This is a genomic window from Streptomyces populi, from assembly GCF_002911015.1.
GTDB lineage: Bacteria > Actinomycetota > Actinomycetes > Streptomycetales > Streptomycetaceae > Streptomyces > Streptomyces populi.
In genome coordinates this window covers 59,529-78,574 of sequence record NZ_KZ626876.1, presented here as the reverse complement: position 1 = coordinate 78,574, position 19,046 = coordinate 59,529, and the positions used below count along the sequence as shown (strand labels likewise).

The window sequence follows — 19,046 nt, the reverse complement described above, 5'->3', positions numbered from 1 at the left end:
CGGGCCCGCCGGGACAGACTGCGGATCTGCTGGTCACGACCCCGCTACAGATCGGTTCAGTCGTCAGCAGGCCGATGAGCAGTACAGGGATGAGGTTGGAAAAGGCTCAGCCGGGAGCAGGCCTTGACCCCTTCGGTGAGCGCGCCGGGCCTGCTCCCGGCTGATGTCCCGGCTGTGCCTGCCTGCGTTCCAGCAGTCCCCGACATGCACGTACAAGGGCGGGCCCTGCCGGTTGAGCCCCGCGCCGATCAGCCACTCTGGTGCTGGCGGGCGGGTCTGGACGCCGAGCTGTTGCTCGGCTCCGCGGCGCTCCTCGTCGGTGATCCAGCGTAGGGTGGCCGCCAGGTCCCGTTCCTGCACCCTCTGCAGGAAGCGGAGCAGTGGGAGTCTCGACGGCACCGGGTCGTTCACATGGGGCGACCGGCAGCGGCCACCAGTGCCGGTATTCGTGGCGGAGGCTGTCGGCCAGGACGAACGCGTCGAACATGGAGTCGCTCTATCAAGGCTGGTCATACCTGGTGACGGGGACTGGCGTGATCTGCGGGCCGCCCGCTCGGTCAGGGGTCCTGGGCGCGCAGTGTAGTGCTCCTGCAGTCGGCGCAGCATGCTGTTGCAGTACTGGGTCAGGGGTCGGTGCTGGTCCTCGTTGATGGCCAGGACCAGGGTGTGGATGCCGTTCTCGGCCTGCTGGGCGGCGCGGGGCGGGAGGCCCTGAGGTTGGGCCAGTAGCGGCCGTGCGCGAATCCGGAGGCTGCCCGCCAGACGGAGCGCTGGGTACGGGGAACGCTGAAATTCGGTGGTGGGTCTGGATCGGGTGCCTGATGCTGGCGGGATGATCAGTCGCGAGTCCGCCATCTCCCGCGTCGAGGCCGAGCTGGAGCGCGCCTACCTCGAGGAGCTCGCGGCATACGGTCAGTCCGTCCCTGCGCAGGTGACCCAGGTCCTGGAACACGGGCTCGGTTGGATCGTCTCCTGGGACGCACAGGAGTACGTTCGTACGCGCGCCCCGCGCCACTCGTTGCTGGCCAATGGCCCCTACCTCGTGGACAAACAGGACGGCAGCCTCCACCAGATCCCGGTCGTGGACGCGGTCACCGGAGCCTGGGAGAACGACTATCTGACCCGGGTGAAGGGGCAAGTGCCGCCTGGTCCGGTCGACTCGCTGCACGACGAGGTGCGCTCGACCGCCAACACCCAGGGCAGGGCCCACGCCCTGCGGCTGCTCCGACGACGCATACCGGCCCTCAGCATCCGTGCGGCAACAACCTACGCGGACGCCCTGGCGGCCGGGCAGAGCCCGCCGGCCGACCTCTTCGCGCTGGCTGTCGAGGCGCTCCCCCGCCCCAAGGAACCCGTAGCGCTCGGCGTGCGAACCATCACCGAGGCCAGCACATCCATGACGGCACCCGCTCCACTGTCCAAGCAGAACAGCACGGCACGGCGGCGCAGACAGACCCCGCCGCCGTGCTCGACCAAGCACCTCGGCACATACCGCGAACTCGAGCCCAACCGGCCCGACGCGCCGAGCATCCACGACTCCATCGCCACCGAACCCCGCCCTGACGAAGCGAAGCTGATCGCCTACCTGCGTGCCGGAACCCGGCTGGCCGTCTGCGGCACAGCCTTCTACGACGAACTGCGCGGCGACAGGACACTCATCGGTGAGAACTCACTGCGCACCGACGGAACATGGTTCTGGAACTCGGCCCTGGCCTACTACGTCAACACCTACCACCTGGCCCTCGACGACCGCTTCATCACCCATGCCGCCGACTCCGGCTGGACACCGCGGCACATCGGCACCGCCGAAATACTCGCCCTCTGCGATCAACTCTGCGACGCCGACCCGTGGCCATGGTGATCCCGAAGCCGCCTCGCCAGAGCGGGCCGTCCCGGCGCACGAGGGTCTTGCAGCGAACCGAGTGGCCGCGGTCACCCCACCCGGTCCACCGAGCCAGCCGTGCGAGCGACTCCCCCGCCGCTTGGCTGTTGGGGATATCGCTGCGCCGCCGAGGCCGCTTGCGCGGGTGGATGGAGGTCATAACCGTGCCGTCCTCGCGACCGGTCCCATAATCCGGCGTGCTGGGTGGCACAGTCACACGGGTGGGGCGCTGTGCGCGACACGGCGCGTCTGGGGCCTACCTGTCCGCGTCAGTCGTGGGCCGATGCGGCACTCGGCCGGACGCCGTCACAGCACGACAAGGAGCGGCACCAGCCAGCACAACGACGGTCGCCCTGCCCGGGTCATGGTCCGGCGGCCGGCCCGCCGGGGCCCGGCTCCGCGGCAGCATGCGGAAGCCCCGGGCTGGGTGTGGCGCGGGCAGGCGCATCGTCCGTGCCAGGTGGCGGTGTATGCGGTCAGCTTCACCGCATACCTGTACCGCCATCGAGGACGAAGCTGGCATCGGCTGATCGGGCACCTAATGATCTCGCTCTGACGGTCAGCAGGACTGTGTCTCAACCGCCGCCCTGACTGAGCGCTGCCGGAGCTGGGCAGCCACAAGTTCCATCTCGACCAGCGTTCCCACCAGCCCGGTCGATTTCAACTCATCTGCCAGGGCCTTTGCTTTCGTGAGAGTCAGGCCATGCACTTCGCGAAGAGCACGCAGGACGGCCACCGGGCTGGTCTCGGGCTCAATCAGGCGGAGCCGGGCAGGCCCGTGTTCGGACAGGAGTGCCTGGCGGATCTCCTCCGGAGTCTCGCTGCCGCTGTCCTGCTCGCACCACGCGACGGTGCATGACTGGCAGGCGCTTTCCGTTCCCCACCACAGGCGTCCGCAATCGATGAACTGGCCGATATCGCGTGTCAGCACACCCCCGCAGGCATCGCATCGCGTTGCGATCTTCACGCCCTGGGTGATCACCTTGCTCCTCGTCGCCTGTCCCTGCTTTGAATGGTGCTGCAACAGCTTGCGCTCATCGACCGCCTATCCTCGTCGTCGCACTCGGTCCTGCCGGGCGTTCCAGAGGACTTACGCCAGGACGGCGGGGAGGGCGACCTCGCCGCCCAACACCCACCCCACCCTGCGGGCCACGAAAGGCTGACCGTAGTTGCCAAGGCGCTGGAGGCCGGCGGTGACGGCCCGGTACCCCCGTGGGGTTCAACACGATCACAACCCTGCAGCCGCTACACCTGCACCTGACCCGCGGCCTGGCCGAGGGAGGCATTCCCTCCCAAGACACCGTCGTCGCCGCGGAAGTATCTGGCGTCCTTCGGCATGCCCTATCACTGAGCTCTTTCCAACTTCACGCTGAGCTGGTCAGATGTAGGGCGAGGACGGTTTGGACGAGTGCGGTGATGCGGACCGGACGGCGGCGTGCACGAGCGCCGAGTTGGTCACGGGTGGACGCCCGCCTGTGCAGCCAGATACTCGACGCCGCGGTGGCCGGACTCCTTGGACACGTGGACGTGGACCGCGTGCCGGCCGGACGGCAGTGCAGGATCGGAGTGATCGCCGCGGAAGGCGACCTGTACCGCGTCGTGGCGGAAGCCGTGCAGGCCGTGCTCGGGTCTGTCCGGCCAGCGGCCCGGCCATACGAGGAAGACCGCGTTGCCGCTGTCGCCCAGTGCCGCGATGACCCGGTCCTCGGCCGTCCCCGGTGCGAACCGTGCCGACATCTCGAGCGGCAGGTGTGCCTCCAGTTCACGGTCGTCCATGACCGGCACGTCCGGTTCGCAGCCGTCGGCTCCGCAAGAGGGTCGGGCGCCAGGGTAAGGGCGATGCACAAAGCGGGAGTTCGGCAGCGCCGCCGCCATTCGGCGGACCTCGTCGACGCTCTCCAGGAGCGTCAGCAGTTCCGCCTCCTCGCCGCGGTGTTCCATCAGCGCGCACAGCCGCATGGCCTGGCGGTATGCGTCGGTGGCGTCAGCGGTGACGTGGACACAGCGTGTGTAGTCGACCAGGCAGTCTTCGCACATGGCTGCATGGTGCCACCCGCTGGTCCGGACTGTCGCCTGGAATGATCGGCGGACTCCGATGCCGAGGGGCGGCTGTCGGCATGGCTCCTACGATGCCTTGACGAGCAGGGCGTACAAGCGGTGCAGGCCGATGGTGTCGAGGTGGAGAAAGTCCGTCGCGAGCAGGCCGCCGACCTGGGTCCTGAGGAACTGAGTCGACTCCACCCCGGCAGATGCGTAGGCCAGTTGGGCTGACAGGCAGGTGAAGCCCCTGCTAGACGGGTCTTCGACCAAGAAATCCGTCTCCTCCAGAGGCTTCGTGTGCTTGTGTACCCGTCGGGCGTCGACGTGTCCAGCTCTGCCCTGCGCTTCCTGTCCGCCAAGCTCCGCCAACACCGCCGGGAGCCCGGTAGTCGGTGGAGGCGTCTGACTCCGGGCCGGCAGGCTCTGCTCACACTCGCCCACCTCCGCAACGGCCACCCCTACGCCCAGCTCGCGGCCGGGTTCGGTATCGGCATCACCACCGCCTACCGATACGTCGCCGAGGCTGTCGACCTCTTGGCCGCACTCGCCCCGACCCTCGAGGAGGCTGCCCGTACGGCATCGGCCAAGGCGCTTGTACTGCTGGACGGCACCTTGCTGCCCATCGACCGGATCGCCGCGGACCGCCCTTTCTACTCCGGGAAGCACAAGAAGCACGGGATGAACGTGCAGGTTCTGGCCGATCCGTCCGGTCGGTTGCTGTGGGTATCGCCGGCTCTTCCCGGCGCTGTCCATGACGTCCGGGCCGCCCGTGAACACGGCATCGTCGGCATGCTCACGGACGCCGGCATCACGTGCTGGGCGGACAAGGGATACCGAGGTGCCGGAGGCACAGTCCGCGTTCCGTACTGGGGACGCTGGGAGACGCTCTCCGACGGTCAGAAGACCGTCAACCGGTCCCACGCCAAGATCCGGGCCTTGGTCGAGCAGGCCGTCGCTACCCTCAAGTCCTGGCGACTCCTCCGCAAACTGCGGTGCTCGACCACCCCGCAGCACAAGCCTGGTCCAAGCCGTCCTGACCCTGCATCTGACGAGCTCAGGCCGATGATGGAAAGAGCTCACTGACCGAATACGGGCTGCAATGGCTGGCCAGCCACACCGGCCGGCTCCTCGTCCTCGACAACGTCAACGATCCCGCCGACATCTCCGGGCTGACCGCCCGCGCCCCCGGCGGCCGGTTCCTGATCACCGGCCGACTCACCATCGCCTGGAGCGACGCCACCACGGTGCGCCTCGACGTCCTGGACGAGGACGAGTCCCTCGCCCTGCTCACCCGCATCACCACCGCCACCGGCTCCGGGAGCTGGACGGCGCCACCGACTTGTGCGCCGAACTCGGCCGTCTGCCCCTGGCAATCGACCAAGCGGCCGCCTACCCCGCCCAAAAGCCACTCCCCCCGCGGCTACCTCCACACTGCTCACCCAGCACCCGGCGGCCATGCAGGGTCAGGGCGGGGCCACCACCCGCCAGCCCGCAGCCGCCAACCTCCTGCGCACCCTGGCCTGGTGTGCGCCCGAGAACATCCCCATTGCCCTTGCGGACGGCTCTGCCGACCCACCTGCACCGAACCAGGCAATCGGTCTGCTCACCGCCTACAACATGATCACCCCCGCCCCTTCGACCGGCACGCTCGCTGTCCACCGTCTCGTCCAGGCTCTCGCCCGTATTCCCGACGCCCACGACCCCCACCGCACACGTGATCACATCGACCACACCCGCGAGCAAGCCACCAGCAACCTGTACAACACCCTGCCCGACGATGTCGACGACCCCGCCACCTGGCCCACCTGGCGAACCCTGCTCCCCCACATCGACACCCTCGCCGACCACGCCGAAACCGGCACCGACACGGCCATCACCGCCTACCTCCTACACGGTGCCGGGCAATTCCTGACCGATCAGGGCTCGCCCGCCCGCGAGATCGAACACCTCCAACGTTCCCTCACTGCCTACGTACGGGTGCTGGGCGAAGACCATTTCCGGACCCTGCATTCCCGCAACCGCCTCGCCGTTGCTCACCAGGGGGCGGGGGACCTGGCCCTCGCCATCCCGCTGCCTGAGCAGACCCTGGCAGACCAGTTGCGGGTACTGGGGCCGGAGCACCCCAATACCCGCGCTGCCCGGGAAGGCGCCGCGTACTGGCAGGCCAGAGCCCACGGGCAACTCCCTGAACGTGGCTGCCGACCATCACAGCCCCGCCCCCCGGCCGCAGCATGGAACGCCGTCGGCTGTCACGGCTTCGCCGGGGTGATCACCGTGCCGAGATCGCACAGGTGGAAAGACGCGGCAGGCGGCTACCCGCCGATCGTGCCGAAGTGCCGGCGGTCAGGACGCCAGGTCGAGTACGGCCCACACTTGCCGGCCCTCGATGAACAGCAGCGGCAGCCACGCAGGCCGCGGCCGCTCCGGAGCGAGCGGAGCGACTGCGGCCTGCGTGATGGCCGACGGGCCGTGACGGGCATGGGCCCCGTGAGCGTCAGCGGGCCGTGCCGAAGTCCTGCGTCCAGTAGTTGCCGGGCTGCGCCACCCCCACACCGATCTCCTTGAAGCCGCAATCCAGGATGTTGCGCTTGTGGCCGACGCTGGCCATCCAGCCCGCCATGACCTGCTCGGGCGTGGAGTACCCGTACGCGACGTTCTCGCCGTAGGTGCTCCAGAGATAGCCCGCGCGTGTGATCCGCTGTCCCGGGTCGGACCCGTCGGAACCGGTGTGCGACATGGTGTTGTGGCTCGCCATGTCCGCGCTGTGGGCCTGGGCGGCCTGCGAGAGCTTCGCGTTCAGGGCAACCGGCGAGCAACCGACCTTGGCACGCTCGCTGTTGACCAGGGCGACCACACGGGCGACGGCGGGGCTCGCCGCGCCTGCGGCGGGAGCCGTGGTGGTGGGCGGCTTCGGTGCGGCGGCGGTCCTCGTCGGGGCGGGCGGGATGGTCGTCTTCGAGACGGGCGCCTTGGACTTCTGCGGGGCGGGCGCCGCAGTCCTGGGAGAGGTCGTCGGCGAGGCCGAGGACGAAGCCGTCGCCGTGGGCTTCGCGGTCCGGACGTCCCGCCCCCGGTGCCTGTCCCAGGACGCCTTCCTCCCGTCCGCCCGGTGTCCCTCCCAGGACGCCTTCCTCCCGTCCGTCCAGGAACCGCTGGACGTAGCGGTGACGGTCTCGGCTCCTTCGTCGCCCATACACGCCATGGCGGCCGACGGCACCGCCACCGCGCTCATCGCCAGGACGGCGACGGCTATGGGCCGGCGGCGCGTCTTCCTGCCGTGCTTCCGGTGGTTCCTCATACGGACCTCGTTCGGTCGACTCTCCTTGCGCCTCCGGCGGGCTCGGTTTCGCACAGACACTGCGCTCGGCCTGCGGGGACGCCTTGCGGGGCCGTCATTGTTAAAAGCCGCGGAAGAGCACCACAACGGGGGGTTTCCACTACCTCGCCTAGTAGGCGAGGGCACCCTTGAATCCGGCCCGGGATTGTGCCGGGCCGCCGCACCGGACGCCGACGGCACCTCACACTCCGTCAGAAGGACGGCAGAAGCGGTCCGGCAGCTCGAGGCCGATGACCCGACCCGGCACCCCCAGCCGAAATGTCTCGTATGCCTGCTTCCATGTGCCAGATCCGCCTATATCGGCCACACGTCACGTACTATCGCGGCACGTTGATAGGGACCGGGCAGGTGAGGGATGTCACTGACTTCCCCCACAACCCTTTCGGTGCCCGGCATGCGGGAGGGCGGTCAGGCGACGGTGACCGTGCGCAGGAGCACACCGAGGCCGCCGGCACGGACGCCGTGACGTCGTCGGCCACACCTGCCGCCAGGCCATCACCGCCGCCAGCGGCTGCCGGGCCCCCTGGACGCCGAACGCCACCCCGCGGCACCGAGCGACGAACACGCCCTCGCCTCGCCCCCGGCGCAAAGGCAAGAGGACAGCACCGGGACATCCGGCAGAAGGCGTCGAAGGGGCGCAACGGGGATGCCGGCGGCCCGACCACGCCGTACGCCAGCGCTCACCTGGCTGGACTCACAGCCTGTACGGCCCGGCCGCCACTTTGGTTCCGATACCGATCGCAGCAGTGCGGTGCACCGGTGCTCATGAGTGTGACCGCCGCACCCCTCGGGACCCCGACCACCGGCATTGCCGTACTCAGAGTCCTTGTCACAGCCATCCGGTAACCGGTTGAAGCCACGCGTCACAAACGCCTTCGTCCATCCCATAACCCGCCCGACGAGATGCACGCCCGCAGGGAGCCGACCCAGCACTCCCCCGACCAAGGGCATGAAACGCATCCCCGGCCAACCCGCCGGCCGGGCCTACGGCCGCCGTCCGGCCGTCCTGCTCGACGCCGTCCGCGAGGGCCTCGGCACTCCGGGCAGCGCGCCCACGCAGCATCTGCACCAAGTGTTCCAGGAAGCCAGCGCCGTCCTCGTGACCGGGGCGGAGACCGCCCGGCGGCCCGCCGTAGGCTCTGAGCAGGGGCGGCCGGGAGTTCCGTACAACGGTTCCCGGGCGGGCTCGTTGCACGGCGCACGAGGAAGAAGCCGGCCCCTGAGCAGGCATTCGAGCAGCAGCAGCTGCCGGGGCACTGCCGGTGTCCTGGATCCGGACGGCTTCTCGCCGGGCACCCCGTGCGGCCGGTCGCGTGCGAACTCTTGGGCCGTACGGGCCGACCCGCCATCGTGTGGTCGTGCGAACGCTCGCGCTGCTTCCGTGCAAGTACGGGATGAGACCGACACCCCGACGCCTCGGACAGGAGATTCCATGGACCCGGACGAGGATCTGCTGGTTCGCGCCGTAAGCGAACCGGCGGCATTCGAGCCCTTGGTCGATCGGCATTCCGTCGCCCTGCACGGCTATCTCGTACGCCGTGCACCGACAGCGGCCGACGACCTGCTTTCCGAGGTGTGGCTGCAGGCCTACGCCACCCGCCACACCTACGACGCCGCACGGGGTCCCGCCAGAGGCTGGCTGTTCGGCGTCGCCAGGAACGTACTGGCCCGTCACTGGCAGACCGTGTCCCGGGCGACGGACGCTTCGCAGGCGGCGTCGGAGATCCCGGAGGGCGACCCGTGGCGGGCCGTCGACCAGCGACTGGACGCTGCCGCGATGGGGCCCGAGCTGCGCGACGGGCTCGCCCGGCTTCCCGAGCCGGAGCGCGAGTTGCTCCTGCTCGTCGCCTGGGAGCAACTGACGCCGACCGAGGCGGCGGCCGTCGTCGGCATCCCCGCCGGCACCGCCCGCTCTCGCCTCCACCGGGCCCGCACCCGACTTCGTGTCGCGCTGACCGGGACCACCCTCACGAATCTGACGGGAGACTTCGCATGACGCACGAGGAACAGGACACCCACGTACTCGACTTCCCGGGCGCCACTGCCCTCAAGAACGCCGGCCGGACCGAACCACCGGACCCGGCGGTGCTCGCGGCGGCCCGCGCTCTTCTGCGCCAGGCGATGGCGGCGGACACCGAACATGCCGTACCCGCCACTCCCGCCACCGCCATTGTGGTGACACCCCGCCTCGGCAGGCGCCGGCTCCTCGCCTGCGTTGCCGCAGTCGCAGCCGTCGCTGCGGGTGTGGCCGTCCTCCCGGTGGTCGGTGTCGGCAGTGAGCCGCCAGCCAGTGTCTCGGCGGCCGATCTCTTCAACTCCATGGCCGACCGGGCCGCTTCCGGAACCCAGCGGAACGCTCCGTATTGGAAGACCACGGTCAAGACCTGGGCGGAAGGCGACAGGACCCACACCGACGAGTACTACCTGAGCCGCAACGCGCTCGTGATCAAGACCCAGAACGGCCGAACCGTCACCAAGAAGGGTCCGCGGGGCGGCACGAGCTGGAGCGTCGGCAACCGGCAAGTGAGCTGGGACAACCTCGACAAGCTCCCCACCCGACCGGACGCACTGCGTCGCCTCCTGTCGGCGGGCGCCCAGGGGGCATCCGCCGCCGAGCAGGCCGTCCGGCAGTCGGGCGAGCTGTTGACCGACTCACCCGCCTCTCCGCGCCTGCGTGCCGCGCTCTACCGCGTTCTGGCGGACACGCCCGGCGCCGAGGTGACGGAACGGGTGAAGGACGGAGCCGGCCGGATCGGCACCGAGATCTCCTGGAAGTGGTCCAAGAACTTCGCACACAGCCCGCACGATCCGAACTGGATCGTGCGGCCGTCCGACGGGCAGCTCCTCGAGATCTACCACGTGCGGGACGACGACGCGGACCACGTCACCGAACGGGACACGTACCTGTACGCCGGCCCGGCCGACAGCGTGCGCTGAGCCGTCGTCAGCAAAAATCGCGGGGCAGGCCACCGGCGGTTCCCGCCCCGACCTCACCTTCCCGGAAGACGTCCCCGATCGTGACTGCTCCATGCTCCGACCGAGGCACCGCGCCGACGGGTCTCACCGTCGCGGGGGCCGGTGCCGGAGGGCGGCCGGGGAGGTGGTCCGTCCGGTGCGGCCTCCGGGCGGGTCGTCCTGTCCGGAATTGCCGTTCCGGTGTCCCGGGGGCGCGGCCCGGGGCGACCCGGGCGGCGGTACGAGCCCGAAGTGGGCCCAGGCGGCGGGCATCGCGACCCGCCCCCGGGGCGTCCGGGCCAGCAGCCCCTCCCGGACCAGGAACGGCTCGGCGACCTCCTCCACCGTCTCCTGCTCCTCCCCCACGGCGACCGCGAGGGTGGACAGACCGACCGGTCCGCCACCGAACAGCTTCAGCAGGGCATGCAGCACGGCCCGGTCCAAGCGGTCCAGGCCACGACCGTCGACCTCGTAGACGCCCAGGGCCGCGGACGCGATCTGGCGGGTGACCGCTCCGTCCGCGGTGACCTCGGCGTAGTCCCGCACCCGGCGCAGCAGCCGGTTGGCGATGCGGGGCGTGCCGCGGGAGCGGCCGGCGATCTCGGCGGCGCCCGCGGGCTCGACCTCCACCTCCAGCAGCCGGGCGGAGCGGTGGATGACGCGCTCCAGTTCGGCCGGGTCGTAGAACTCCATGTGGGCGGTGAAGCCGAAGCGGTCGCGCAGCGGCGGGAGCAGCAGGCCGGCCCGGACGGTGGCACCGACGAGGGTGAACGGCGGCAGCTCGATGGACATGGCGGTCGCGTCGAGGCCGGTGCCGACGACGATGTCGACGCGGAAGTCCTCCATCGCCAGGTAGAGCATCTCCTCGGCGGGCCGGGACATCCGGTGGATCTCGTCGAGGAAGAGAACCTCGCCGCCGGTGAGCGAGGACAGGACCGCCGCCAGGTCTCCGGGGCGCTGGATGGCGGGGCCGGAGGTGATGCGCAGCGGGGCTTCCATCTCCGCGGCGATGATCATCGCCAGGGTGGTCTTGCCGAGCCCCGGGGCACCGGAGAGCAGCACGTGGTCGGCGGTGGCGCTCCGCTGCCGCGCGGCCCTGAGGACGAGGTCGAGCTGCTCGCGGACCCGTACTTGGCCGATGAACCCGTCCAGGTCCTTGGGGCGCAACGCCGCCTCGGTGACCCGTTCCTCGCCGTCGGCGGCGGCCGCGACCGGCCGGTGGACCGGCTCCGCCGCGGTGGGCCGGCCGACGGCGGTCCTGCCCGGGGTCGGCGTCTCGTCCCGAGGCGTGGCGGCGCCGGGGAACATGGTGCCGTCCCGGTTCACCGGCGTTCGCCTTGCGCCGGAGCGAGGGAGCGGCCGGCTGGTCTTCACGGCCCGGCCGGGGTGCCGTCGAGGAGGACGCGGGGGGCCGGACCGCTCGGGGCCGACGCGGCCGACCCGGTGGAGCGCCGGCCGGCCGCGGCCGAGTCGAACGGCACGGTGCCGGGTGCGGCCACCCGGTTCGCCCTGTCCGCCCGGGGCTCCGCCGCCGGGGCCTCCGGCTTCGTCCCGATGCCCAGTTTCTCCCTGGTCTTCTTCTCGATCTCGTCGGTGAGGTCGGGGTGGTCCCTGAGGAAGGCGCGGGCGTTCTCCTTGCCCTGGCCGAGCTGGTCGCCCTCGTACGTGTACCAGGCGCCGGACTTGCGGACGCGGCCTTGCTGAACGCCCAGGTCGATCAGCTCGCCCTCGCGGCTGATGCCCCGGCCGTAGAGGATGTCGAACTCGGCCTGCCTGAACGGCGGGGCGACCTTGTTCTTGGCCACCTTGACGCGGGTGCGGTTGCCCACCGGCTCGGTGCCGTCCTTGAGGGTCTCGATCCGGCGGATGTCCAGGCGGACCGAGGAGTAGAACTTCAGGGCGCGGCCACCGGTCGTGGTCTCCGGCGAGCCGAAGACCACGCCGATCTTCTCGCGCAGCTGGTTGATGAAGATCATCGTGGTTCCGGAGTGGCTCAGCGCGCCGGCGATCTTCCGAAGCGCCTGGCTCATCAGCCGGGCCTGGAGACCCACGTGCGGGTCGCCCATCTCGCCCTCGATCTCCGCGCGCGGCACCAGCGCGGCGACGGAGTCGATGACGATGAGGCCCAGGGCGCCGGAGTGGATGAGGGTGTCGGCGATCTGCAGGGCCTGTTCGCCGTTGTCCGGCTGGCAGACCAGCAGGGTGTCGGTGTCGACGCCGAGCCGCTTGGCGTACTCGAGGTCGAGGCCGTACTCGGCGTCGATGAACGCCGCGGGCCTGCCTGCCTTCTGCGCGTTGGCCATGGCGTGCAGGGCCAGGGTCGTCTTGCCGGAGGACTCCGGGCCGTAGATCTCCACCACGCGGCCGCGCGGCAGGCCGCCGACACCGAGGGCGAGATCCAGGGCTATCGAGCCGGTGGGGATGACCTCGACGGGGACCCCCGGCTCATCGCCCAGGCGCATCACCGAGCCCGTGCCGAACTGTTTTTCGATCTGGGCGAGGGCGAGTTCGAGCGCTTCCTCGCGGTCCTGTTCCTTCATGGGGTCCGCCTCGGATGGGTGCGGTGTGTGGTCGCGGCCGGCGCACGGGTGCGCCGACCCGTCAGAAGGGCTCCGTCTCCTCGCGGAGGGCCTGCTGTCCGCCCTCGGCGGGGACCGGCCGCTCGCCGCCGCCGGGCCGGTTGAACGGGTCCTCGGCGGGAGGACGGGGGCCGCCGCGGGAACCGGCGGGGACGGCGGCGTACGGAGTTTTGGTGATCGTCACGGCGGCGAACCGCAGCGACGGGCCGATCTCGTCGGCCTCCAGCTCGATGACGGTCCGCTTCTCGCCCTCCCGGGTCTCGTACGTCCGCTGGCGCAGCCGCCCCTGGACGATGACGCGGGTGCCGCGGGTCAGGGACTCGGCGGCGTGCTCCGCCTCCTGCCGCCAGACCGAGCAGCGCAGGAACAGCGTCTCGGCGTCCCGCCATTCGTTGCTCTGCCGGTCGAAGGTGCGGGGCGTGGACGCGACGGTGAAGTGCGCGACCGTGTCGCCGGACGGGGTGAGGCGCAGCTCGGGGTCGTCGGTCAGGTTGCCGACGACGGTGATGACGGTTTCACCGACCATGGCGGTTTTCCTCTCGTGCGACGGGTGGTTCCTCACCCGTGCCGGTTCGAGTTCGACGGGCAGCCTCGTACCGGTGGTGATGGTGCCCGGAGGGGAGGCTGCGCCGCTCCGGTCAGGTGTGAGGGGTGAGCTGGGCGGCGCGGGTCTCCAGGGGAGTCGCGGTGGCGAGGGGTGGCAGGGCTCCGGTACGTGGCTTTCCCCGAGTCGGGGCGATCACCGGGTTCACCCCGTTTCCCCCTCCCGCCTCGGCCCGGGCTCGGCGAGCCCGGCTGCGAGGAGCCGTGCGTGGTGGGCAGGGGCCCTCCTCAGCGGGATTCCGAGCCGGGGGACGGTGCAGGGACGGCCTGCGGCGGCCCCGCACCAGGGACAGGGCACGCGGAGGGACCGGGCACGCGAGTCGCGCTTCGAGCCGGTGAGGTGGGAGGGCGGACTGCCCGGGGCGGCGGGTGTGCGCCGAACTCGCTGCCCTGAGGCGATCGCGCTCACCAGCGAGAGGAGTTCCGCACGATAACGGCGCGGATCGTCAGGGTCGCTGTCCGGAAGTGGCAGCGGGTTGCGGGCGAGCCGTTCCTCCCGGATCGCGCGTACCTCGGCGCGGATGTCGGCGGCGGCGATATCGGACCGCTGCCTGCCCAGCCGGATCACGGCCGCCCGTACATCGGCGACGTCCAGGTCGGCGAGCAGCAGGTGCCAGGCGTCCGTCGTGGTGTCTTCCAGGTGCATCGACGGGCACATCGCCGCGACCAGGGCGACGAGCTGGGCCGTCTCGGCTGGCAGCATGCACTCTTCCCTTCCGCGGGGGAACGTCCCGGCTGACGCCGGTGCGCCGCTTCCCGCCGCATCCGCCGGCTGCTGGTACACGTACAGGACGGCCCCGCAGGCGCACCGCAGCAGCTTGTCGTCCTCGAACGTCCAGCGGCCACAATCGAGGTGACCGGTTTGGGAGACCAGGAACCACACCGTGTCGAGCGTGTCCCGGTCGGGGTGGGTGACGACAGCGGTCATGGATCCTCGCCGCCCTCGAGGGGGAGCAGACGGCGCAGGTCGAGCGTGCCGATGTGCAAGGCGCGGGCGATCCGTTCCCGCCCGCCGGGCAGGGGACGCAGGCTGAACGACCGCGGTTCGGAGGCCGACAGCACGCCCAGCCCCGGGATCGCCTCGCCGGTGTACGGGTCGGCGACCGGCTCGAGGCAGGTCAGCCGGACGAGAAATTGCCGCTGCCAGCTGGGGCGCACCCGGACCAGCGTCTCCACCTCGCCGGGGTGGTTCTCGGCCACCCAGGCGGTGAAGGCCTCTTCGTCGACGACCACGACCGTCGGTTTGGGGTCGACGAGGGTGAGGGTGGCGACCGGTGTGTCGTCCGGCAGGGCCACCCGGACCGACTTCAGGTTCAGCTCGGCACGGGCCGCGCGCAGCCCTTCGAGGACCTCGTGGCGCTCGGTCTGGTACTCGGCGTCGACGGCGTCGCGCAGCACCCGGAGCACGGCGACCCGGGTGGCGTGCTCCTTGAGGCTCATGCGGACTTGTCCTTCCGCTTGGCCCCGTTCTCCTGCTTGCTCCCGTTCGCCCGCCTGGTTCCGGCCCCGGACTCGACGTCCTCGGCGACCCTGTTCCTCGCCGCCACGGTGCCGTGGCGCACTATCAGCTGGCCGAGCGTGTGGGTCTCCCCGGTGTCGTCCAGGACAGCGGCGCCGAGCAGGTTGTGCCGACGGGCCTTCTCGTACAGGTCGCGCAGTTCCTCGTGGCTGGCGCCCGGCGCGGTGGCCGCCGTGACGTAGTCGGACACGGAGGGGACGGGCTTGCCGGCCTCCAGCCAGTCGCGGACGGCCTCGGCGAACTCCGGGCCCGGCCTGTGGAGCACCGTCCCGGACAGCGGCTTCGCCCGGGACTTGGAGATCACCAGGGTGTTCTCGTGGTCGAGATCGCCGACGATGTCGAATTCGTACTCGATGCCCTCCCGCTGCTCGGGCTTGAGCCCGATCTTGCGCGGCACCTTGCGGCCGCGCTCGTCGGCCTCCACGACGTACTCGGTCTTGGTGCGCATGGTGACGATGAGGTGGCCGGGGTAGGCGAGCAGGGCATCGATCATCGCCCGCTCCTGGGGGCGGGCCTCCTTCCAGCCGGCGAAGTTGCCGCCCGCCCCGAGGCGCTTGGCCGCGTTGTCGACCTGCTCCAGCATCCCGCCGGTGCCGGACCAGAAGTGACTCAGGGAATCGACGATCATGACGTCGTAGCCCTCGTGGGCGGCCACCGCGAGCGCGTCGACGAGGGTGGTGGGCTGGAACGTCGTGAGCGGGAGGGTGTCGAAGGCGAACTCGTCGGCGTACTTGGCAGCGCTGCCGTGCTCGGTGTCGATCAGGGCGACCCGCTCACCGAGCCCGGCGGCGGCGACCAGGGCGGTGTAGGTCTTGCCCGACCCGGTGGGACCGGCGAGCGCGATGCGGGCCTTGGCCTGTTCCTTGGTGGCGGTGGTGAAGGTGAGGTTCACGCCGTTCTCCTGGCGTCTGCGACGGCGGTTCCGGGTGGGCCTGCCGGCAGGGGACGCGGTCCTCGTCCGGCAGGACGTGCCCCCGCGTGGCCGTCGCTCGGATCGAATATGCATTCGAATTGCTGTCTGCACCCACACTAGGCGCCCCAGAAGTAACAATCCACCCTTTTTCGCAAGAAAAATACAGGAAAGGTTGGAATGTCGGCACCGAGGCGTATAATGCCCCCGCGCACATGCGGGTATCGGACGCCTCCGGTCCCAGCCGGCGTCGGCGGCCGGGCGTTCGCCCTCCCCCGCGGCCGGGTCCGTGGTGACAGCCAGGGGACAAGGCGGCAGGGCGCCGCCCCAGGCCGGGCACAGCGCCCGATGGGGGCACCAGTCGCACAGCCGGCCGGTTCGGGAGCCGGCCGCCGGTCCGCGTCGCCCGTCCGATCGCGTCCCACGGCGCCGACACCTTGCGCTCCACGGCCCGCAGAGCAGCCTCCGCCGGATCGCAAGTGAGCACGTCCCCGCCGCCCAGGTAGACCAGCCGCAGGCTGCCTGGCCTTACGCCGGAGGCCGGCGTACCGCCCCGGCACCGCCCCGCCCGCGGAGGCGGTGGCCGCGTGACCGCCCCTCGAGGCCGCCGGGCCGCCGACGCCTTCGAGATCGGTCGCCCCGTCGTCGAGCAGACCCTCTCCACCGACACCCCCACCGGCTGCCGAACAAGGATCACCCCGCGGGTCACCCGTGGCCGGCGGCCCGCCCCGGAATCCGCGGCCCGCCTCATCACCCACGCAAGCCGCGAGTCGAGGTGCTGATCCAGGCTGGGTTCGACGCCGACCACCGTGGCTACGGAGCCCGCCGGATCCGGCGGGAAACGCCTTCGTCGTCGACGTCCTCTCCCGCCGCGTCGTCGGCTGGTCCGCCGCCCTCACCGAACACACCGAACTCGTGCCGGCCACATTGGAGATGGGCCTGCGGCGGCGCGGCCGCGAGGGGATCCGGCACCAGCCCGGACGGCTGCTCCACCACAACGACGCAGGCAGTCGGTACACCGCGTTCAAGCTCGCCGCCCCTCTCGGCGACGCGACCCACCTGATGTTCCCCTTCGCCGGCGAGGGCGCCGACCTGGCGATGCTCGACGGCGCCGGACTCGCCCAGGCCGTCGCCGCGCACCCGGGCGACCGGGAGGCGGCCCTCGCGGCGTACGAGGAGGCCCTCTTCCCCCCGCAGCAAGGTGTCCGCCACCGAGTCCGCCGCCGGCCTGGAGGCGATGTCCGGTGAGAAGGAGCTGGAGCGGGTGACCGAGTTCTTCACGTCCGTGCGGGACGGCGCGTGACGGGACTGCTCCCCTCTGCCGGTGACGGTCGGCACCGGCGGCCGTCACCGGAGGGCGTCGAGCCGGGTGATCTGCTGGGCCACGCTCCTTTCGGTGACGGCGGCGAGGTCCTTCGCCCGCTCGGCGCTCCCTGACGTGCGTTCACTCGCGCACAGCGTGCGGACCTGGACCAGATGGGCCCGCAGACTCTCGGTGAAGAGGCGGTCGAAGCTCTCGCCCGTCACCGTCCTCGCCCTGCGCACCGTGTCGAGCGTGACCATGCCCGGCATGTTGTGCCCCTCGTGGGGGCGGGTGTCGGGAACGCCCGAGGCCTCCAACAGCTCACGCAGGCCGACGAGTTCGTCCTTCAGTCTCCTTCCCGCCTCCTCGGCCCAGCCGGCCAGGGCCGGGCGACCGGCGCGGGCGGGCGCCAAGTCGACGAGCAGCGAGGCCCGTTCGTCCATGGGAATCATCAACTGGATCCATGCCGTGTCGGTGTCGTTGAAGGCGGCGGGCGCGGGCCTGTCGGCCGCCGACTGCGGGGTGCAGCCGGCGACCGCCAGGCCCAGGAGCAGGGCGGCCGCCGTCCGCCGGGTCAGAACGTTCCGGCGGAGTTGCACTTGGCGCTCTGCACGATGCAGTCCTTCACGCGCTGCCCGAGGGCCGCGGTGTCCCAGGCGTTGAAGAAGTCACCGTGGATGGACGAGGCCATGCCCGACGCGAGGCTGAACCCGTCGGCGCTCCCGCTGGTCGGGTAGCTGATGACGAACGACACCGAGGGGATGGCGACCGGGTAGGCGCCGCCGCACTTGCCGTCGTAGGTGAAGGCGACGTGCGACTTGTGGTCCGGGCTGTCGAGGTGCTTGCCGTCCCAGCAGTCCGGGAAGACCAGCTGGTACACCAGCTTGGCGGTGGGGGCGCACAGCGGCCAGTTGCCGTCGGCGCTGCGGCCGGTCTCGCCGCCGGGTCCGGCGCACCAGAACTGGTTGGGCGAGCCGGCCGGGGTGGCCACCTGCACCTTGGCGTTGCCCGCGATCATGCGGAAGCCCTGCGGGAAGGGCACGGTCGCCGTGGGGTCGGGCAGCCGCGACCCGTAGTAGACGATCATCCCGTCGGGTTCGACCGCCTTGCCGCGCTCGTAGAGCGTGGGGATCCAGTACGCCGAGAGGTCCTTGGCGGGTGTGCAGGTCGTACCCGTGTTGCCCAGCAGGCTCTGGGTGGTGGTGAACGCGTCGGTGCTCTTGTTGCCGAAGAAGCTGTGCATGTGGGACGCGCCGGGCAGGCCCGGGGCGACGATCGGGTCGTCCGGCTTGGAGTGGCTGTAGGTGCAGGTGGCGTTGAACTCGGGGACGCGCACGGCGTTGGCGGGCACCGGCGCCGGGGTCATCGCCCGGAACTGGGTCAGCTGGGCCTGCCACTTGGTCTGGTCGACGTCGACCCAGCCCGGCGCGGGCTCGTCGCCGCCGCTGACGACCGAGAACCAGTTGATGTTGACGAAGTCGCCGGGCGTGGTGCTGCGCAGCACCGCGAACACGGTCTGGGCGCCGGTCGGGTGGGTGGTGACGTCGGCGCTGCGCGTCGCCCAGGTCTGCCAGCCCCCGGTGGGGCCGGTCTGGATCACGGCGAGCAGGGGGCCGGTCAGGGAACCGGTGCGCAGTTCGACGGACCCGCTGCCCGTGGCGGCGGCGATGCGCGCCGACACCGTCAGGCGGCCGGCGGGCCCGAGGTCGACCTGGTCGAAGCGCATCCAGTCGCCGTCGGCGAGGTAGGCGGCGTTCTGCCCGCCGCCCATGTCGGCGGTCGTCTCCAGGGCGACGCCGGACTGTGCGGCGTAGGACTCGGCCTGGACGGTGACGGTGGCGGCCCGCGCCGCGGGGGCGCCGAGGGTGATGCCGAGGGCGGCGGCCAGGGCGATCGCCAGGGCACCGACCAACACGGG

Annotated in this window: 18 protein-coding genes and 1 pseudogene; 7 read left to right on the top strand and 12 right to left on the bottom strand. The window is 71.0% G+C overall.

Features of this window, described 5'->3' with window-relative positions:
- Positions 1-63: 63 nt before the first annotated feature.
- A complete protein-coding gene (locus CW362_RS44665; RefSeq protein WP_240657924.1) occupies positions 64-513 on the bottom strand; it encodes a DUF6233 domain-containing protein in 450 nt (149 codons plus the stop codon).
- A 319-nt stretch (positions 514-832) separates the two neighbouring features.
- Here CW362_RS44665 and CW362_RS20335 point away from each other — a divergent pair, with 319 nt between their 5' ends.
- Positions 833-1,861, top strand: a complete 1,029-nt coding sequence (locus CW362_RS20335; RefSeq protein ID WP_103550923.1) for a YrhB domain-containing protein — start codon at positions 833-835, stop codon at positions 1,859-1,861.
- A 580-nt stretch (positions 1,862-2,441) separates the two neighbouring features.
- Here CW362_RS20335 and CW362_RS20330 read toward each other — a convergent pair.
- The gene (locus tag CW362_RS20330) at positions 2,442-2,864 is read right to left on the bottom strand and encodes a hypothetical protein (RefSeq protein ID WP_240657922.1); all 423 of its coding nucleotides are present in this window, start codon (positions 2,862-2,864) and stop codon (positions 2,442-2,444) included.
- Between the two features lie 473 nt (positions 2,865-3,337).
- Positions 3,338-3,919 (bottom strand): hypothetical protein, encoded by a 582-nt coding sequence (locus CW362_RS20325; protein ID WP_103550922.1) that lies wholly within the window; start codon positions 3,917-3,919, stop codon positions 3,338-3,340.
- Positions 3,920-4,219: 300 nt separating this feature from the next.
- On the opposite strand from CW362_RS20325, the pseudogene CW362_RS20315 reads away from it, so the two are divergent.
- A pseudogene (locus CW362_RS20315) lies at positions 4,220-4,988 on the top strand (IS5 family transposase).
- Between the two features lie 389 nt (positions 4,989-5,377).
- The gene (locus CW362_RS20305) at positions 5,378-6,487 is read left to right on the top strand and encodes a tetratricopeptide repeat protein (RefSeq protein ID WP_103550920.1); all 1,110 of its coding nucleotides are present in this window, start codon (positions 5,378-5,380) and stop codon (positions 6,485-6,487) included.
- On the opposite strand, the gene CW362_RS20300 is transcribed toward CW362_RS20305, so the two are convergent.
- On the bottom strand, positions 6,417-7,220 hold the full coding sequence (locus tag CW362_RS20300; protein ID WP_103550919.1) for a CAP domain-containing protein: 804 nt from the start codon (positions 7,218-7,220) through the stop codon (positions 6,417-6,419). The two genes, CW362_RS20305 and CW362_RS20300, sit on opposite strands and share 71 nt — an antisense overlap.
- A 1,471-nt stretch (positions 7,221-8,691) precedes the next feature.
- Here CW362_RS20300 and CW362_RS20295 point away from each other — a divergent pair.
- Together CW362_RS20295 and CW362_RS20290 are read left to right on the top strand one after the other, a co-directional pair.
- Complete coding sequence (locus CW362_RS20295) at positions 8,692-9,255, top strand: RNA polymerase sigma factor (RefSeq protein WP_103550918.1); 564 nt, start codon at positions 8,692-8,694, stop codon at positions 9,253-9,255.
- Complete coding sequence (locus CW362_RS20290) at positions 9,252-10,196, top strand: CU044_5270 family protein (protein WP_103550917.1); 945 nt, start codon at positions 9,252-9,254, stop codon at positions 10,194-10,196. The genes CW362_RS20295 and CW362_RS20290 overlap by 4 nt, the downstream gene beginning before the upstream one ends.
- Positions 10,197-10,319: 123 nt before the next feature.
- Here the strand turns inward: CW362_RS20290 and ruvB are convergent, their stop codons facing one another.
- The 6 genes from ruvB to CW362_RS20260 all read right to left on the bottom strand — a co-directional run bounded on the left by ruvB (position 10,320) and on the right by CW362_RS20260 (position 15,807).
- Positions 10,320-11,540, bottom strand: a complete 1,221-nt coding sequence (gene ruvB, locus CW362_RS20285) for a Holliday junction branch migration DNA helicase RuvB (RefSeq protein WP_240657921.1) — start codon at positions 11,538-11,540, stop codon at positions 10,320-10,322.
- A 44-nt stretch (positions 11,541-11,584) separates the two neighbouring features.
- Positions 11,585-12,754, bottom strand: coding sequence for a recombinase RecA (recA, locus tag CW362_RS20280; protein ID WP_103550916.1), 1,170 nt, complete (start codon positions 12,752-12,754; stop codon positions 11,585-11,587).
- Positions 12,755-12,815: 61 nt separating this feature from the next.
- On the bottom strand, positions 12,816-13,319 hold the full coding sequence (locus tag CW362_RS20275) for a single-stranded DNA-binding protein (protein WP_103550915.1): 504 nt from the start codon (positions 13,317-13,319) through the stop codon (positions 12,816-12,818).
- A 222-nt stretch (positions 13,320-13,541) separates the two neighbouring features.
- A complete protein-coding gene (locus tag CW362_RS20270) occupies positions 13,542-14,324 on the bottom strand; it encodes a zinc finger domain-containing protein (RefSeq protein ID WP_103550914.1) in 783 nt (260 codons plus the stop codon).
- Positions 14,321-14,836, bottom strand: coding sequence for a hypothetical protein (locus tag CW362_RS20265; RefSeq protein ID WP_103550913.1), 516 nt, complete (start codon positions 14,834-14,836; stop codon positions 14,321-14,323). Before CW362_RS20265 ends, CW362_RS20270 begins: the two co-directional genes overlap by 4 nt.
- Positions 14,833-15,807: an ATP-binding protein gene (locus CW362_RS20260; RefSeq protein WP_103550928.1), complete on the bottom strand. Its 975-nt coding sequence runs from the start codon at positions 15,805-15,807 to the stop codon at positions 14,833-14,835. The genes CW362_RS20265 and CW362_RS20260 overlap by 4 nt, the downstream gene beginning before the upstream one ends.
- Before the next feature lie 605 nt (positions 15,808-16,412).
- Here CW362_RS20260 and CW362_RS43375 point away from each other — a divergent pair.
- The gene (locus tag CW362_RS43375; protein ID WP_162684160.1) at positions 16,413-16,607 is read left to right on the top strand and encodes a hypothetical protein; all 195 of its coding nucleotides are present in this window, start codon (positions 16,413-16,415) and stop codon (positions 16,605-16,607) included.
- Between the two features lie 133 nt (positions 16,608-16,740).
- The gene (locus CW362_RS45860) at positions 16,741-17,073 is read left to right on the top strand and encodes a hypothetical protein (protein WP_376454574.1); all 333 of its coding nucleotides are present in this window, start codon (positions 16,741-16,743) and stop codon (positions 17,071-17,073) included.
- A gap of 99 nt (positions 17,074-17,172) precedes the next feature.
- On the opposite strand, the gene CW362_RS20245 is transcribed toward CW362_RS45860, so the two are convergent.
- Positions 17,173-17,727 carry a DUF305 domain-containing protein gene (locus CW362_RS20245; RefSeq protein ID WP_103550912.1) on the bottom strand — a complete coding sequence of 185 codons (555 nt, stop codon included), beginning with the start codon at positions 17,725-17,727 and terminating at the stop codon, positions 17,173-17,175.
- The gene (locus tag CW362_RS20240; RefSeq protein WP_240657919.1) at positions 17,703-19,043 is read right to left on the bottom strand and encodes a DUF1996 domain-containing protein; all 1,341 of its coding nucleotides are present in this window, start codon (positions 19,041-19,043) and stop codon (positions 17,703-17,705) included. The genes CW362_RS20245 and CW362_RS20240 overlap by 25 nt, the downstream gene beginning before the upstream one ends.
- Positions 19,044-19,046 lie beyond the last annotated feature (3 nt).